Genomic DNA, 15,055 nt, shown 5'->3' on the forward strand with positions numbered 1-15,055 from the left:
GGGAACGATTACAGCAGTTCCGCGCATTGGACGCATGAAACGGTCCGTCCTACGTTCGTGACATGCCTTCCGCCAGTACCGAGGCGGCCGCCGTCACCGCGTCCGCCGAAACCCGCCCCGCCCCCGCCGACACCCGCCTCGCGCCCGGCACCCCCGCCTTCCGCCGGACGAGCCTGGCGCTCTTCGCCGCGGGCCTCGCGACCTTCGCGCTCCTCTACTCCACGCAGGCCCTCCTCCCGGCCATCTCCGCCGAGTTCGGCGCCACCGCCTCCGCCGCCTCCTGGACGGTCTCGGCCGCGACCGGCGCCCTCGCCCTCTGCGTCCTGCCGCTCAGCGCCCTCTCGGAGCGCCACGGCCGGCGCGCGATGATGACCGCCTCCCTGACGGTCGCGGTCGCCCTCGCGCTCCTGGTGCCGCTCGCCCCGAACCTGGAGTCCCTGATCGCGCTGCGCGCCCTCCAGGGCGCCGCGCTCGCCGGGCTCCCCGCCTCCGCGATGGCCTTCCTCGCCGAGGAGGTGCGGCCCCGGGCGCTGATCGCCGCGATCGGCCTGTTCGTGGCGGGCAACTCGATCGGCGGGATGAGCGGCCGCCTGGTGACGGGCTGGGTGGCGCAGATGTGGGGCTGGCGCGCGGGTCTGGCCGCCGTCGGCCTGACCTCGCTGCTCTGCGCGGTGGCCTTCCGGGCGCTGCTGCCGAAGGCACGGCACTTCACGCCCGGCACGCTCAGCCCGAAGGCGCTGGCCCGGACCGTGCGGACGCATCTCGCGGACCCGCTGCTGATGCGGCTCTATGTGATCGGCGCCCTGTTCATGACGGTGTTCGGCGCGGTGTACACCGTGATCGGCTACCGCCTGGTGGAGGCCCCGTTCTCGCTGCCGCAGGGCGTGATCGGCTCCATCTTCCTGGTCTACCTGGTCGGCACGGTCTCCTCGGCGGCCTCCGGCCGGCTCGTCGGACGGCTCGGCCGGCGCGGCGCGCTCTACCTGGCGGTCTCCACCACCGCCGCGGGCCTGCTGCTCTCGCTCGCCGACTCGCTGCCCGCGGTCCTGGCGGGCCTGGTCCTGATCACGGCCGGATTCTTCGCGGGCCACGCCGTCGCCTCCTCCTCGGTGAGCCGTACGGCGAAGACGGGCCGCGCGCAGGCCTCGGCGCTCTACCAGTCCGCGTACTACCTGGGCAGCAGCGCGGGCGGCACGCTCGGCGCCGTCGCCTTCCACTCCGGCGGGTGGGCGGGCACGGTCGTCATCGGTCTCGTCGCGGTCCTCGGCGTCGTGACGGTCACCCTCTACGGAAGCCTCAGCGCCCGCACCGAGGCGCGCCGGATCCAGCTCGCCGCGTCCTGCTGATTCCGGCCGCTTCCGCTGCAACTGTCCGGCTCCCCCGGACGTCCTGATTCACAGGACTCTAGGGGGAGTTGACAGACATGAAGAGAATCGCGGGTCACATACGGAAGAGGGCCGGCATCGCGGTCGGCCTCACCTCGCTGGTGGTGCCGATGACGATCGCGCTCGGTACGGCTCCGGCGCAGGCGGCGTCCTGCAACGTGACGACGGGCCCGTACCAGAAGCAGGTGGAGAAGTTCCTCGGCCGGCCGGTCGACGGGCGCCAGTCGCTCGCCGACTGCAAGGCCATCCAGACGTTCCAGGGGAAGCACGGCATCACCCCGACCGTCGGCTACGCGGGCACGATCACCTGGCGCACCATGAACACGATGCTCCAGCAGAAGGCGGCGGGCACCAACCCCAACCGGGCGGGCTCCTGTCCGACCAACCGGGGCCGGATCGCCTGCGTCGACCTGACCCGGCAGCTCAGCTGGATCCAGGACGGCGCACGCCTCAAGTACGGTCCCGTGCCGGTTCGTACGGGCAAGGACGGCACCGAGACGCGGACCGGATCGAAGAACGTCTACTGGCGGAACATCAACCACTGGTCGACGATCTACCACGTCTCCATGCCGTACTCGCAGTTCTTCGACGGCGGCCAGGCCTTCCACTCGACCACCAAGTCCATGTGGAACCCGCCGGGTTCGGGCGGCTGTGTCAACATGCGGCCGGCCGACGCGAAGGCGTACTGGAACCTGCTCAGGAACGGCGACGACGTCTTCGTCTACGGGCGCAAGCCGGGAACCTGACCCCGGCTGTCAGTCCCCTGCGGTAGCTTCCCTCTCACCGGCACCGAACGGGTGCCGGTGAGGGGTGAGTGGGGTGTGGACCCGATGAGTGACGCCGCGACCGCGACGACCGACGAACTCGACAAGTACCGCAGGGAGCTGACCGGTTACTGCTACCGGATGCTCGGATCCTCCTTCGAGGCGGAGGACGCGGTGCAGGACACCATGGTGCGGGCCTGGAAGGCCATCGAATCCTTCGAGGGCCGCTCCTCGCTGCGGTCCTGGCTCTACCGCATCGCCACCAACGTCTGCCTGGACGCGCTGAACGCCGGCAACCGGAGGGCGCGGCCGATGGACCTGACCTCACCGACCCCGGTCGCGCAGGCGCGGCTCGTCAAGCAGCCGGAGATCACCTGGCTGGAGCCGATCCCCGACGGGCGCGTGCTGCCCTCGGTCGCGGACCCGGCGGAGACGGCCGTCTCCCGGGAGACCGTGCGGCTCGCCTTCGTGGCCGCGCTCCAGCACCTGCCGCCCAAGCAGCGGGCCGTCCTCATCCTGCGCGAGGTGCTCGCCTGGAAGGCGAGCGAGGTCGCGGAGCTCCTCGACACCACCGTCGCCTCGGTCAACAGCGCCCTCCAGCGGGCCCGCGCGACCCTCGCCGAGCAGGCGCCCACCGCCTGCGACACGACGAACCCGCTGGACGAGGAGCAGAAGGCACTCCTGGAGCGTTACGTCGCGGCCTTCGAGGGCTACGACATGAAGGCGCTGACCGCGCTCCTCCACGAGGACGCGACCATGTCCATGCCGCCGTACGACCTCTGGCTCCAGGGGCACGACGACATCGTGGGCTGGATGCTGGGCGTCGGCGACGTGTGCCGGGGCTCGAAGCTGGTCGCCACCGTGGCCAACGGCTCGCCGGCCTTCGCGCACTACCACCCGACCCCGGACGGCGGTTTCAGCCCCTGGGCACTCATCGTCCTGGAACTCCGCGAGGGCAAGGTCGCCGGGATGGACTTCTTCCTGGACACCGAGCGCTGGTTCCCGCTCTTCGACCTGCCGGCACGGCTGGAGGCCTAGGCCTGTCGTCACGACAGGCCTCAGAGCTCCAGGGTGCCGTCGAGTCCGGCGAGCAGGAGCAGGGCCCGCAGCTCGGGGCCCGCTCCGTGGAAGCGGATGCGGTGGCCCCGGCGGGTCGCGGCGAGTTTCAGCCGGGCCAGGGCGTCGACGGCGGCGAGATCGGCGCACACGAGTGCGCCGATCTCGCAGATGACGTCGCCGGGCGGGACCGCGCCCAGCTCGGCGCAGAGAAGGGCCACCTCGTCGCGGCCGGGACGGGCGGGCAGGGTCAGGACGAACGGTCGGCTGGGGTCCACATCCGGTACGACCGTCCGGGCCCCCGGAACTCATCGTTAGGCTCGCGATCATGACTCACGAGCCTGTCGAACTGGTGATCTTCGACTGTGACGGCGTCCTGGTGGACAGCGAGCGGATCTACTGCCGAGTGGACCGGGAGGTGTTCGCTTCCCTCGGGGCGGAGTTCACCGAGACGGAGATGGCCGACTACTTCATCGGCTCCTCGCACGAGATGCTCACGGCGATCGTGGCGGAGCGCCGGGGCCGCCCTCTCGAATCCGGCTGGCAGGCCCCGTTCGAGCAGCGGTACGAGGACGCGCTGGACGCCGAACTGGCGGCTGTGGAGGGCGTCGTGGGGGTCCTGGACACCCTGGCCGTCCCGTACTGCCTCGCCTCCAACGGCGGCCACGCCGACATCCGCAGGAACCTGGGCCGCACCGGACTGCTCGAACGCTTCGAGGGCCGGATGTTCAGCGCCCGCGACGTCGGGCGCGGCAAGCCCGCCCCGGACCTCTTCCTGCACGCGGCGGCCACGATGGGCGTCCCGCCCGAGCGCTGCGCGGTCGTCGAGGACAGCCCGTACGGCGTCCAAGCCGCCCGCTCGGCGGGAATGCGGGCGTACGGCTACTGCGGGGGCCTCACCCGCGCGGACCGCCTGACGGGCGAGCGGACGGTCGTCTTCGACGACATGCGGGAGCTGCCGGGGCTGCTGGGCGCGACGCTCAAGAGCGCCGCGCCAGGCGTTGTGAGGCGGGCGGGAGTGTGACGACAGGCCCCGGCCGAACGGGACCGGTGGGGCTCCACCGGTCCCGTTCGGCCGAAGGTGTCAGCGGTGCACGGCCCCGCTCAGGCGATGCGGTCCAGGACGATCGGGTTCGGGGTGAAGGTCGTGCCCTCCGCCGCGATGTCCCAGGCCGAGCCCAGCGACTTCAGGGCGTAGTCGAACTTCTCCGGGGTGTCCGTGTGCAGGGTCAGCAGCGGCTGGCCCGCCGTCACCGTGTCACCGGGCTTCGCGTGGAGCTCGACGCCCGCGCCCGCCTGCACCGGGTCCTCCTTGCGGGCACGGCCCGCGCCGAGGCGCCAGGCGGCGATGCCGATGTCGTAGGCGTCGAGGCGGGTGAGGACACCGGTCGACGGGGCCGTGACGACGTGCTGCTCGCGGGCGACCGGGAGGGCCGCGTCCGGGTCGCCGCCCTGGGCCGCGATCATCCGGCGCCAGTGGTCCATCGCCGAGCCGTCGGCGAGCGCCTTCGCCGGGTCCGCGTCCTTGATGCCGGCCGCCGCGAGCATCTCGCGGGCGAGCGCGATCGTCAGCTCGACGACGTCCGCCGGGCCGCCGCCCGCCAGGACCTCGACCGACTCGCGGACCTCGAGGGCGTTGCCCGCGGTGAGGCCGAGCGGGGTCGACATGTCGGTGAGCAGGGCGACCGTCTTCACGCCGCTGTCGGTGCCGAGGCCGACCATGGTGGAGGCCAGCTCACGGGCGTCCTCGATGTTCTTCATGAAGGCGCCGGTGCCGACCTTGACGTCGAGGACCAGGGAGCCGGTGCCCTCGGCGATCTTCTTCGACATGATCGAGGAGGCGATCAGCGGGATGGCCTCGACGGTGCCGGTGACGTCGCGGAGCGCGTACAGCTTCTTGTCGGCGGGGGCGAGCCCGTCGCCCGCCGCGCAGATGACCGCGCCGGTGGTGTCGAGGACGTGCAGCATCTCGTCGTTGGAGAGCAGCGCCCGCCAGCCGGGGATGGACTCCAGCTTGTCGAGGGTGCCGCCGGTGTGGCCGAGGCCGCGGCCGGAGAGCTGCGGCACGGCCGCGCCGCAGGCGGCGACGAGCGGGGCGAGCGGCAGGGTGATCTTGTCGCCGACGCCGCCGGTGGAGTGCTTGTCGGCGGTCGGGCGGGAGAGCGAGTCGAAGTTCATGCGCTCACCGCTGGCGATCATCGCGGCGGTCCAGCGGGCGATCTCCGTGCGGTTCATGCCGTTCAGCAGGATGGCCATGGCCAGGGCGGACATCTGCTCGTCGGCGACCGCACCGCGGGTGTACGCGTCGATGACCCAGTCGATCTGCTCGGGGCTCAGCTCGCCCTTGTCCCGCTTGGTGCGGATGACGGAGATGACGTCCATGGTGGTGCCTCTTTCTACGCGCATAGAAGGGGAAAGGGGGAGCGACCCTTCCCATCGTGCCGGAAGGGCCGCTCCGAGGATTACTTCGACAGGTGCTCCGGGCCGAAGGCCTGCGGGAGCATCTCGGCCAGGGTCAGGAACCCCGCCGGGGTCTCCAGGACGAGGCCGGGGCCGCCGAACTCGTACAGGAGCTGCCGGCACCGGCCGCACGGCACCAGGGACTCGCCCCGGCCGTCCACGCAGACGAAGTGCGTCAGCCGGCCGCCGCCGCCCGCCTGGAGCGCCGAGACCAGCCCGCACTCGGCGCACAGGCCGAGGCCGAACGAGGCGTTCTCCACGTTGCAGCCGGAGACCGTCCGCCCGTCGTCGACGCGGGCCGCCGCACCGACCGGGAAGCCCGAGTAGGGGGCGTAGGCGCGGGACATGGCCTCGCGGGCCGTGACCCGCAGGGCCTCCCAGTCGGCCTCGGCCAGGCCGCCCGTCACTTGCCCTGGCCCTTGCGGTACGGCAGGCCGTCCGCCTTCGGCATCCGCAGGCGCTGCGCCGAGAGGGCGAGCACCAGCAGGGTGGTGATGTACGGGGCGGCGTCGACGAACTGGCTCGGGACCTCGTCGGTCAGGAAGTACCAGAGGAAGAAGGCGGCGGAGAAGGCGGCCGAGATGACCGCGACCACGTACTTCTTCTTGTACAGCTGCCACAGCGCGGCGATCACCAGGAGCAGCGCGACGAGCAGCAGCAGCGCGTGGACGTTCTCGGCGCCGCCGCGCAGCTTGAGGCTGTCGGTGAAGCCGAACAGGCCGGCGCCGAGCGCCATGCCGCCGGGCATCCAGTTGCCGAAGATCATCGCGGCGAGACCGATGTATCCTCGGCCGCCGGTCTGGCCCTCCTGGTAGATGCCGGTGGCGACGATCGCGAGGAACGCGCCGCCGAGGCCCGCGAGGGCGCCGGAGGTGGTGACGGCGATGTACTTGTACTTGTACACGTTCACGCCGAGGGACTCGGCCGCGACCGGGTTCTCACCGCAGGAGCGGAGCCGCAGGCCGAAGGACGTGCGCCAGAGCACCCACCAGGTGGCCGGGATGAGCAGGGCGGCCACGATCGTCAGCAGCGACAGGTTGGTGACCAGGCCGCCGAGGAGGCCGGCGATGTCCGAGATCAGGAACCAGTGTTTCTGCTGGAGATCCATCAGCCAGTCGGAGAGCCCTGGGATGGTGATGTCGGTGATCGGATCGATGCGCGGGGACTGCTTGGAGGAGCCGCCCTCGGCCTCGGCGAAGGTGAAGTTCGACAGGTACTGGGTGAAGCCCACCGCGAGGATGTTGATCGCCACACCGGAGACGATGTGGTTCACGTTGAACGTGACGGTGATGATCGCGTGCAGGAGGCCGCCGATGGCGCCGCCGAGCAGACCGAAGAGGACGCCCACCCAGGGGCCCCACTGGTAGCCGGCCCAGGCGCCGAACCAGGTGCCGAGCACCATCATGCCTTCGAGGCCGATGTTGACGACGCCCGCGCGCTCGGCCCACAGACCGCCGAGACCGGCCATGGCGATCGGGACGGCGAGCTGGAGTGCGCCGGAGACCTGGCCCACGGAGGTGAGGTCGTCGGCCCCGGAGACGACCCGGACCAGCGAGAAGAGTACGAGGCCGGCCGCGACGATCAGCATGATCCAGGGCCAGGTGAGCTTGCGGCGTCCGCCCTTGGGCGCGGCGCTCGGCTTGGCAACGGTGGTGGTGCTCATGCCGCCACCTCCTTGTCGGTCTTGATGGCGCCGCCGGCGGCGAGTTCCTCGCCGACCTTCTGCTGCTGGCGGCGGATGCCGTAACGACGGACGAGCTCGTACGAGACCACGACGGCGATCACGATGATGCCCTGCATGATCTGCGTGATCTCCTTCGGGTATCCCGCGACGTCGAGTGTCGAGGACGCCTTCTCCAGGAACGCGAAGAGGAGCGCGGCGAAGAGGATGCCGACCGGGTGGTTGCGGCCGAGCAGGGCGACGGTGATGGCGGTGAAGCCGACGCCGACCGGGAAGTCGAGGCTGTACGTGTGGGTCTCGCCGAGCAGGGTCGGCATGCCTGCCAGACCGGCGAGGGCGCCCGAGAGCAGCATCGAGGTGAGGATCATCCGCTTGGCGTCGACGCCGCTGGCCTGCGCGGCGGACTCGCTGGCGCCGGTGGCGCGCAGGTCGAAGCCGAAGCGGGTGCGGTTGAGGACGAACCAGTAGACGACGCCGAGGGCGAGCGCGACGAAGGTGAAGCCGTAGATGACTCCGTTGCCCTCGCCCATGTCGATGCCGGGGAACCACCCGGACTCCGCGATCTTGCCGGTGGTGAGGTTGTTGGAGCCGGGCGGCTGGACGCCGAAGTTCTTCGGCAGGATCAGCCAGGCCACCAGCGAGGTCGCGATGGCGTTCAGCATGATCGTCGAGACGACCTCGGAGACGCCGCGGGTGGTCTTCAGGATGCCCGCGATACCGGCCCAGAAGGCGCCGGTCAGCATCGCGACGAGCACGATCACCAGGATGTGCAGCGGGCCGGGCAGCTCGATCGAGGCGCCGACCAGGGCCGAGACCATCGCGGCGAGCCGGTACTGGCCGTCGACACCGATGTTGAACAGGTTCATCCGGAATCCGATGGCGACGGCCAAGCCCGCCAGGTAGAGGATTCCGGTGTAGTTGACGATCAGGACCTGGGTGTCCGAGTACCCGGCGTTCTCGATCATCAGCCGGATCGGCTCGATCGGGTCGAGGCCCGTCGCGAGCAGCACCAGCACGGTGAGCACGAACGAGGTGACCAGGGCGAGCACCGGGCCCGCAGCCCCGATGATCAGCTTGTCCTTGTCGAATTTCATCATCGGGCGTCACCGTCTTCGGACTGCTCTTCGGTGCCCTCGAGTCGGCCGGTGGCCGCGCCGGTCATGGCGGAGCCCAGCTCCTCGGGCGTGATGGTGGCGGGGTCGGCGTCCGCGACGAGCTTGCCGCGGTACATCACCCGGAGGGTGTCGGAGAGGCCGATCAGCTCGTCGAGGTCGGCGGAGATCAGCAGCACCGCGAGACCCTCGCGGCGGGCGTCGCGGATCGCGTCCCAGATCTGCGCCTGAGCGCCGACGTCCACACCGCGGGTGGGGTGGGCGGCGATCAGGAACTTGGGTCCGTGGCTCATCTCGCGGCCGACGATCAGCTTCTGCTGGTTGCCGCCGGAGAGGGAGGACGCGGTCACGTCGATGCCGGGGGTGCGGACGTCGTACTCGCGCACGATCCGCTCGGTGTCCTTGCGGGCCGCCTTCGGGTCGAGGATGCCCCGCTTGGAGTTGGGCGCCTCGCTGACGTGGCCGAGGATGCGGTTCTCCCACAGGGGGGCCTCAAGGAGCAGGCCGTGGCGGTGGCGGTCCTCGGGGATGTAACCGATGCCGCCCTCGCGGCGCTTGCGCACCGAGACCTTGGAGATGTCCCTGCCGTCGAGCGTGATGACGCCCGCGTCGGGGGTGGCCATGCCCATGAGGGCCTCGATGAGCTCGGTCTGGCCGTTGCCCTCGACGCCCGCGATGCCGAGGATCTCGCCCTTGTGGATCGTGAGGGAGATGTCGTCGAGGAGCTTGCGCCCGGTGGCGACCTCCTCGTGCACCGTGACCGCGGCGGCCGGATCGGCCGGGGCGGCCGTGGTGAGCGGGGCGCCGGTGGCGCCGCTCTCGACCAGCGTCAGGTTCTCGACCTGGAGCATGGGTACGTCGGTGACCGTGGACTCGCGGGTCTCCGGCGAGGGCAGCTCGCTGCCGACCATCAGCTCGGCGAGCTGCTTGGTGGTGGCGGTCTTCGGGTCGGCGGTGCCGACCGTGGTGCCCCGGCGGATGACGGTGATGTCGTCGGCGACCTTCAGGACCTCGCCCAGCTTGTGCGAGATGAAGATGACGGTCAGGCCCTCGGACTTGAGCTCGCGCAGGTTGTCGAAGAGCGCGTCGACCTCCTGCGGGACGAGCACGGCGGTCGGCTCGTCGAGGATGAGGATCTTGGCGCCGCGGTAGAGGACCTTGAGGATCTCCACGCGCTGGCGGTCGGCGACGCCGAGGTCCTCGACGAGGACGTCGGGGCGGACCCCGAGGCCGTACGCGTCGGAGATCTCCTGGATCTTCTTCCGCGCCTTGGCGCCGATGCCGTAGAGCTTCTCGCCGCCGAGGACGACGTTCTCCAGGACGGTGAGGTTGTCCGCGAGCATGAAGTGCTGGTGCACCATGCCGATGCCGCGCGCGATGGCGTCACCGGGACTGGAGAAGGTGACCTGCTCGCCGTCGACGGCGATGGTGCCCTCGTCCGGCTTCTGCATGCCGTAGAGGATCTTCATGAGGGTCGACTTGCCGGCACCGTTCTCGCCGATGAGGGCGTGCACGGTGCCCTTGCGGACCGTGATGGCGATGTCCCTGTTGGCGACGACGCCGGGGAATCGCTTGGTGATGCCGTGCAGTTCTACGGCAGGGGGGCTGGACGCGTTGATGACGCACTCTCCTTGGCCGGAAGGAGTGGGAGCGGGAGGGCAGGGCGGGGCGAAGTTATCGTGCCAGGGAGACATCTACACGCGTAGCGCTGCCGAAAATTGAAAACCCGTACGGGAATGGGGCCCGGCCCCGGTGGGGGTCCCACCGGTGCCGGGCCTTGGGTCAGTGACCTGTGCGTCCTTACGGAGCGGTCTTGACCGTGATCTTGCCGTCGACGATGTCCTTCTTCGCCTTCGCCACGGCGGCGGTGACCTCGGTCATCGCCTTGTACGCCGGGTTGGAGTCGGCCAGGCCGACGCCGTCCGTGGCGAGGCCGTAGCGGATCTCACCGGTCTGCGGCTTGCCGTCCTTGACCGACTTGATCAGGTTGAAGACGGAGTCGGAGACGTCCTTGGTGACCGAGGTCAGGATCTGGGCCTTGTACTTGGCCAGACCCGCCTGGTTGTACTGGTCGGAGTCGACGCCGATGGCCCACTTGCCCGCGGTCGAGGCGGCCTCGATCGAGCCGGAACCGGCGAGACCGGCGGCGGCGTAGATCACGTCGGCGCCCTTGTCGAGCTGGCCCTGCGCGGCGGCCTTGCCCAGGTCGGGCTTGGAGAAGCCGTCGAAGTTCGGCGGCTGGGTCAGGTACTGGACGAGCACCTTCGCCTTGGGGTTGGTGTCCTTGACGCCCTGCGTGTAGCCCGCCTCGAACTTCTTGATCAGCGGCACCTCGACGCCACCGATGAAGCCGACCGTGCCGGTCTTCGAGGTCTTGGCGGCGGCGACGCCGGCCAGGTAGGAGCCCTGCTCCTCGTTGAAGACGAGGTTGGCGATGTTCGGGCCGGTCACCGACGTGTCGTCGATGATGCCGAAGGTGGTCTTCGGGTAGGCCTTGGAGACCTTCTCGATCGCCGGGGCGTAGGCGAAGCCGACACCGATGACCGGGTTGTTCCCGGCGCGGGCCAGCGCGGTGAGGCGCGCGACCTTGTCGGCGTCACCCTCACCGGCGGAGGGCTCGGCCTCGGCGCCCTTGACGCCGAGCTCGTCCTCGGCCTTCTTCAGGCCCGCGTAGGCGGCGTCGTTGAAGGACTGGTCGCCCCGGCCGCCGATGTCGTAGGCGATGGCGGCCTTGGTCGCCTTGGAGCTCGAGCTCGGGCTGGAGCCGGACTCGTTCGAGGACTTGCCACACGCGGTGGCGGAAAGGGCGAGCGCGGCGGAGGCGATGCCCACGGTCGCGATCCTGGTGATCCGGCGCAAGAGGAGGGTCCCTTCGAGACTGACCGAAAGCGCCTCTTCCGGCGCTGGTTTCGCGGCGATCGTAACGCGCGTAGATGTCAGTTAAAGACCCGTTCATGAGTCGTTATCGGATCGTCGCGAACCGGCCAGTCGAGGCGACCGGTGGCGTTCGGCCCGGCACAGCCGGTTATACCCCCTGGACGAACCGCTCCACAGGGCATTCGAGGGGACACGCCGGGCGCGCGAGCCGGACGGCCGAGACACCGCCCGGCCCCCCGTTCGTACGCCCCCGCGCTCAGGCCTTCCGTGCCGCGTCGAGCAGGGCGGCGGCCGTGAACAGCTCCACCCCCGCCTCGATGCACCGCTCGTCCACGTCGAAGTCTCCGGCGTGCAGATCGCGGACGCGGGTGTCGCCGGGGGTGCGGACCCCGAGGCGGGCCATGGCGCCGGGCACGTGCTCCAGGTACCAGGAGAAGTCCTCGCCGCCGAGGCTCTGCTCGGTGTCCTCGATCGCAAACGGTCCGCGCCGGGCCGTCATGGCGTCGCGGAGGAGTTCGGTGACGACCGCGTCGTTGACGACCGGGGGGACGCCCCGGACGTAGGTGACGGTCGACTTGGCCCGGTGCAGGGTCGCGATCTCGTCGATGGCCGCGTGGACCTGGTCGGGGGCGTCCCGCCAGGTGGGCAGGTCGAGGCAGCGGACGGTGCCGGACAGCTCGGCGTGCTGCGGGATGACGTTGCAGGCGTGACCGGACTCGATACGGCCCCAGGTGACGGAGAGTCCCGAGCGGGCGTCGACGCGGCGGGCCAGTACGGCGGGCACGTCGGTGGCGACCCGGGCGGCGGCGGTCACCAGGTCGGTGGTGAGGTGCGGGCGGGCGGTGTGACCGCCGGGCCCGTCCAGGGTGACTTCGAGCCGGTCGCAGGCGGAGGTGATGGGGCCGGACCGCAGGCCGATCGTCCCGGCGTCGACCCTGGGGTCGCAGTGCACGGCGATGATCCGGCCGACGCCGTCCAGGACGCCGTGCTCGACGAGGTCGGCGGCGCCGCCGGGGAGGACCTCCTCGGCGGGCTGGAAGATCAGCCGCACGGCGGCGGGGAGGAGGCCCTGCCGGTCGAGTTCGGCGAGGACGAGTCCGGCGCCGAGGACCGTGGTGGTGTGGACGTCGTGTCCGCAGGCGTGGGCGCGGTTGGCCACGGTGGAGCGGTAGGGGACCGTCTTGGCGTCGGGGATGGGGAGCGCGTCGATGTCGGCGCGGATCGCGAGCATGGGCCGGTCCCGGTCCGGGGTGCCGATGTCACAGATGAGCCCGGTGCCCGCCGGAAGGACCTCCGGCGTGAGGCCGGCCGCCTCCAGGCGGGCCTTGAGCGCGGCGGTCGTACGGAACTCCTGGTTCCCCAGCTCCGGATGCATGTGCAAGTCCCTGCGGAAGGCGATCAGTTCGACGCGCAGGGGTTCGGACAGCGTTCCGGGCAGGGTGGCGGAGCCTGGCTCACGGGACTTCAACTGGTTCACCCTTTGAAGGGTAGGCCTCCCGGGAGGTCAACTGCCCGTTGATCACGAAAACTTCAGCCCGTTAGGGGAAAGAATCTCGGTTTCCCAGGTATGAAGGCCGTTCCATATGGGTACGCTCAGCCGAATTCGAGCCTGTCCGTGCCGGTCACCGCACGCGTGGTGAGCCGGTCGACCTCGTGGGCCGCCGTGCCCGCCACCCCGGACAGGAAGCCCTGGGCCCGCGGCGAGGCGCTCTCCCGCAGCCACTCGGGCGCGATCTCGCAGACCGCGACCCGCACCCCGGTACCCGCCAGGGCCAGCGGCAGGGTGTGCACGACCGTGGACGGGAAGCTGACGACCGTACGGCCGATGGGGCCCCGCCGGGCGATCAGCTCCAGCGGAAGATCGGGCCGGACCACCTGGAGCCCCGTCTCGACCGCGATCCGGTGCAGCTTCTCCGCGTTCTCCCTGCGGTGCGCGAAGTAGCGGGTGGCTCCGTGGGCGCGGGCCAGCTCGGCCACCACCCGGTCGTAGTGCTCGGCGTCGACCACGCCCGTCTCCACCAGCGAGGTCCCCACCAGGTCCGCGCCGCCGGTGAGCAGCGGCGGCCCGAAGCGGGACCGGGTCCAGGCGAAGGAGTTCTCGGTGACCGTGACGCCCTCGGGCGCCTCGACGGGCAGCGAGGTGAAGATCTCGACCGTACGGCCCCGGCTGGGGGCGAGCCGCCGCCGGGCCAGCGAGGTCACCGGGGCGAGGACCAGCTCGCGCGGGCCCAGGCTGCCCCTGCGGTGCCAGCGGACCAGGCGCTCGCCCCGGCTGAGCTGGGCGGCGAACTCCATGGTGGCGGTGCCGTCGTCGACCACCGTGAGGTGCCGGGGGCCGAACAGGGTCAGAAGCAGCTGGACGTACCGGGAGAACGGGTCCCCGATGATGACCCGCTCCGCCGAGCGCAGCGGTGGGGCGAGCTGCCGCAGAGTGCGGACGAGCGCGCCCCGGCCGCCGCGGGCCTCCTGCCAGCGGACGGTGAGGCCCTCGTCGCGGGCCAGCTGGGCCATCCGGCGCAGCTGGCCACGCGACATGGGGTCGGTCGGCGAGAGGACGACGACCGTGAGATCGGGTGCGGCCTGCGCCGCCCCGGGGGCGGTGGCGTCCGTCGGCCGGAGCGCCCGGGCGGCGGACCCGCCGGCGGTCGCGGGGCCGGACGCCGTGGTGGGCGCGGCGTCCGCGCGGCCGGGCGCCCCGGTGGGCGCGCCGGCCTGCGCGGCGGAGGGCGTGCCCGTGGCCGCGGCCCGGGTGTGCGCCCATTCCAGGACGTTGAGGAGCTGGACCGGGCTCTCGACGAACGCCAGCTGCCCGGTCATGCGGCGACGAGCCCCTGGACCCGGCGGAGCTTCTTCATCGGGCCGAGCTCCGACTCGTAGACCTTCTTGACGCCGTCACCGAGGGCGGTCTCGATGGTGCGGATGTCGCGGACGAGGCGCTGGAGGCCCTGCGGCTCGACGGAGGCGGCCTGGTCGGAGCCCCACATGGCGCGGTCGAGGGTGATGTGGCGCTCGACGAAGGTGGCACCGAGGGCGACGGCGGCCAGGGTGGTCTGGAGGCCGGTCTCGTGGCCGGAGTAGCCGATCGGGACGTTCGGGAACTCGTCCTGGAGCGTCTGGATGACGCGCAGGTTGAGCTCCTCGGCCTTGGCCGGGTAGGTCGAGGTGGCGTGGCAGAGCAGGATGTTGTCCGAGCCCAGGACCTCGACCGCGTGGCGGATCTGCTTCGGCGTCGACATGCCGGTGGAGAGGATGACCGTACGGCCGGTACCGCGCAGCGCGCGCAGCAGCTCGTCGTCGGTGAGGGAGGCGGAGGCGACCTTGTGGGCGGGGAGGTCGAACTTCTCCAGGAAGGCGACGGCCTCGGTGTCCCACGGGGAGGCGAACCAGTCGATGCCGCGCTTCTCGCAGTGCTCGTCGATGGCGCGGTACTCGTCCTCGCCGAACTCCACGCGGTGGCGGTAGTCGATGTACGTCATCCGGCCCCAGGGGGTGTCGCGCTCGATGTCCCACTGGTCGCGCGGGGTGCAGATCTCGGGGGTGCGCTTCTGGAACTTGACGGCGTCGCAGCCGGCCTCGGCGGCGATGTCGATGAGGGCGAAGGCGTTGTCGAGCTCGCCGTTGTGGTTGATGCCGATCTCGCCGGTGATGTAGACCGGCCGGCCCGGACCGGCGGTCTTGGAGCCGAAGGTGCGGAGTCGGGTGTTGCTCATGGTGCTGTTC

Annotated in this window: 14 protein-coding genes; 4 read left to right on the plus strand and 10 right to left on the minus strand. The window is 70.9% G+C overall.

Annotation, left to right across the window (positions count from 1 at the left end; translation table 11 throughout):
* The first annotated feature begins 62 nt into the window (after nucleotides 1-62).
* The 3 genes from ABT154_RS05175 (at nucleotide 63) to ABT154_RS05185 (ending at nucleotide 3,187) form a co-directional block, all read left to right on the plus strand.
* The gene (locus tag ABT154_RS05175) at nucleotides 63-1,346 is read left to right on the plus strand and encodes an MFS transporter (protein WP_351852970.1); all 1,284 of its coding nucleotides are present in this window, start codon (nucleotides 63-65) and stop codon (nucleotides 1,344-1,346) included.
* A 77-nt stretch (nucleotides 1,347-1,423) separates the two neighbouring features.
* Nucleotides 1,424-2,131: a L,D-transpeptidase gene (locus ABT154_RS05180; protein WP_351852973.1), complete on the plus strand. Its 708-nt coding sequence runs from the start codon at nucleotides 1,424-1,426 to the stop codon at nucleotides 2,129-2,131.
* An 84-nt stretch (nucleotides 2,132-2,215) separates the two neighbouring features.
* Nucleotides 2,216-3,187: a sigma-70 family RNA polymerase sigma factor gene (locus ABT154_RS05185; protein ID WP_351852976.1), complete on the plus strand. Its 972-nt coding sequence runs from the start codon at nucleotides 2,216-2,218 to the stop codon at nucleotides 3,185-3,187.
* A gap of 20 nt (nucleotides 3,188-3,207) precedes the next feature.
* Here ABT154_RS05185 and ABT154_RS05190 read toward each other — a convergent pair whose 3' ends face one another.
* Nucleotides 3,208-3,483 (minus strand): STAS domain-containing protein, encoded by a 276-nt coding sequence (locus ABT154_RS05190; protein WP_351852979.1) that lies wholly within the window; start codon nucleotides 3,481-3,483, stop codon nucleotides 3,208-3,210.
* 50 nt (nucleotides 3,484-3,533) lie between these two features.
* Between ABT154_RS05190 and ABT154_RS05195 the strand changes: the two genes are divergently transcribed.
* Nucleotides 3,534-4,229, plus strand: coding sequence for an HAD family hydrolase (locus ABT154_RS05195; protein ID WP_351852982.1), 696 nt, complete (start codon nucleotides 3,534-3,536; stop codon nucleotides 4,227-4,229).
* Between the two features lie 80 nt (nucleotides 4,230-4,309).
* Here the strand turns inward: ABT154_RS05195 and ABT154_RS05200 are convergent, their stop codons facing one another.
* From ABT154_RS05200 to ABT154_RS05240, 9 genes are all read right to left on the minus strand, one after another.
* Nucleotides 4,310-5,587 (minus strand): thymidine phosphorylase, encoded by a 1,278-nt coding sequence (locus ABT154_RS05200; RefSeq protein ID WP_351852985.1) that lies wholly within the window; start codon nucleotides 5,585-5,587, stop codon nucleotides 4,310-4,312.
* A gap of 80 nt (nucleotides 5,588-5,667) precedes the next feature.
* Nucleotides 5,668-6,072 carry a cytidine deaminase gene (locus ABT154_RS05205; protein WP_351852987.1) on the minus strand — a complete coding sequence of 135 codons (405 nt, stop codon included), beginning with the start codon at nucleotides 6,070-6,072 and terminating at the stop codon, nucleotides 5,668-5,670.
* The gene (locus tag ABT154_RS05210) at nucleotides 6,069-7,328 is read right to left on the minus strand and encodes an ABC transporter permease (protein WP_351852990.1); all 1,260 of its coding nucleotides are present in this window, start codon (nucleotides 7,326-7,328) and stop codon (nucleotides 6,069-6,071) included. The genes ABT154_RS05205 and ABT154_RS05210 overlap by 4 nt, the downstream gene beginning before the upstream one ends.
* Nucleotides 7,325-8,443, minus strand: a complete 1,119-nt coding sequence (locus tag ABT154_RS05215; protein WP_351852993.1) for an ABC transporter permease — start codon at nucleotides 8,441-8,443, stop codon at nucleotides 7,325-7,327. Before ABT154_RS05215 ends, ABT154_RS05210 begins: the two co-directional genes overlap by 4 nt.
* Nucleotides 8,440-10,152: an ABC transporter ATP-binding protein gene (locus ABT154_RS05220; RefSeq protein WP_351852995.1), complete on the minus strand. Its 1,713-nt coding sequence runs from the start codon at nucleotides 10,150-10,152 to the stop codon at nucleotides 8,440-8,442. Before ABT154_RS05220 ends, ABT154_RS05215 begins: the two co-directional genes overlap by 4 nt.
* A gap of 106 nt (nucleotides 10,153-10,258) precedes the next feature.
* Nucleotides 10,259-11,317: a BMP family lipoprotein gene (locus ABT154_RS05225; RefSeq protein ID WP_351852998.1), complete on the minus strand. Its 1,059-nt coding sequence runs from the start codon at nucleotides 11,315-11,317 to the stop codon at nucleotides 10,259-10,261.
* 274 nt (nucleotides 11,318-11,591) lie between these two features.
* On the minus strand, nucleotides 11,592-12,812 hold the full coding sequence (locus ABT154_RS05230) for an amidohydrolase (protein WP_351853001.1): 1,221 nt from the start codon (nucleotides 12,810-12,812) through the stop codon (nucleotides 11,592-11,594).
* 116 nt (nucleotides 12,813-12,928) lie between these two features.
* On the minus strand, nucleotides 12,929-14,152 hold the full coding sequence (locus tag ABT154_RS05235; RefSeq protein WP_351853003.1) for a hypothetical protein: 1,224 nt from the start codon (nucleotides 14,150-14,152) through the stop codon (nucleotides 12,929-12,931).
* A complete protein-coding gene (locus ABT154_RS05240; RefSeq protein WP_351853006.1) occupies nucleotides 14,149-15,045 on the minus strand; it encodes an N-acetylneuraminate synthase family protein in 897 nt (298 codons plus the stop codon). Before ABT154_RS05240 ends, ABT154_RS05235 begins: the two co-directional genes overlap by 4 nt.
* Between the last annotated feature and the right edge of the window lie 10 nt (nucleotides 15,046-15,055).

The sequence above is a fragment of the Streptomyces sp. NPDC001728 genome (assembly GCF_040297565.1).
In the GTDB taxonomy this organism is placed as follows: domain Bacteria; phylum Actinomycetota; class Actinomycetes; order Streptomycetales; family Streptomycetaceae; genus Streptomyces.

Coding starts and splice junctions, on each gene's coding strand:
- ABT154_RS05175 (WP_351852970.1), top strand. CDS start 63: ATGCCTTCCGCCAGTACCGAGGCGGCCGCCGTCACCGCGTCCGCCGAA.
- ABT154_RS05180 (WP_351852973.1), top strand. CDS start 1,424: ATGAAGAGAATCGCGGGTCACATACGGAAGAGGGCCGGCATCGCGGTC.
- ABT154_RS05185 (WP_351852976.1), top strand. CDS start 2,216: ATGAGTGACGCCGCGACCGCGACGACCGACGAACTCGACAAGTACCGC.
- ABT154_RS05195 (WP_351852982.1), top strand. CDS start 3,534: ATGACTCACGAGCCTGTCGAACTGGTGATCTTCGACTGTGACGGCGTC.
- ABT154_RS05200 (WP_351852985.1), bottom strand. CDS start 5,587: ATGGACGTCATCTCCGTCATCCGCACCAAGCGGGACAAGGGCGAGCTG.
- ABT154_RS05210 (WP_351852990.1), bottom strand. CDS start 7,328: ATGAGCACCACCACCGTTGCCAAGCCGAGCGCCGCGCCCAAGGGCGGA.
- ABT154_RS05215 (WP_351852993.1), bottom strand. CDS start 8,443: ATGATGAAATTCGACAAGGACAAGCTGATCATCGGGGCTGCGGGCCCG.
- ABT154_RS05220 (WP_351852995.1), bottom strand. CDS start 10,152: ATGTCTCCCTGGCACGATAACTTCGCCCCGCCCTGCCCTCCCGCTCCC.
- ABT154_RS05235 (WP_351853003.1), bottom strand. CDS start 14,152: ATGACCGGGCAGCTGGCGTTCGTCGAGAGCCCGGTCCAGCTCCTCAAC.
- ABT154_RS05240 (WP_351853006.1), bottom strand. CDS start 15,045: ATGAGCAACACCCGACTCCGCACCTTCGGCTCCAAGACCGCCGGTCCG.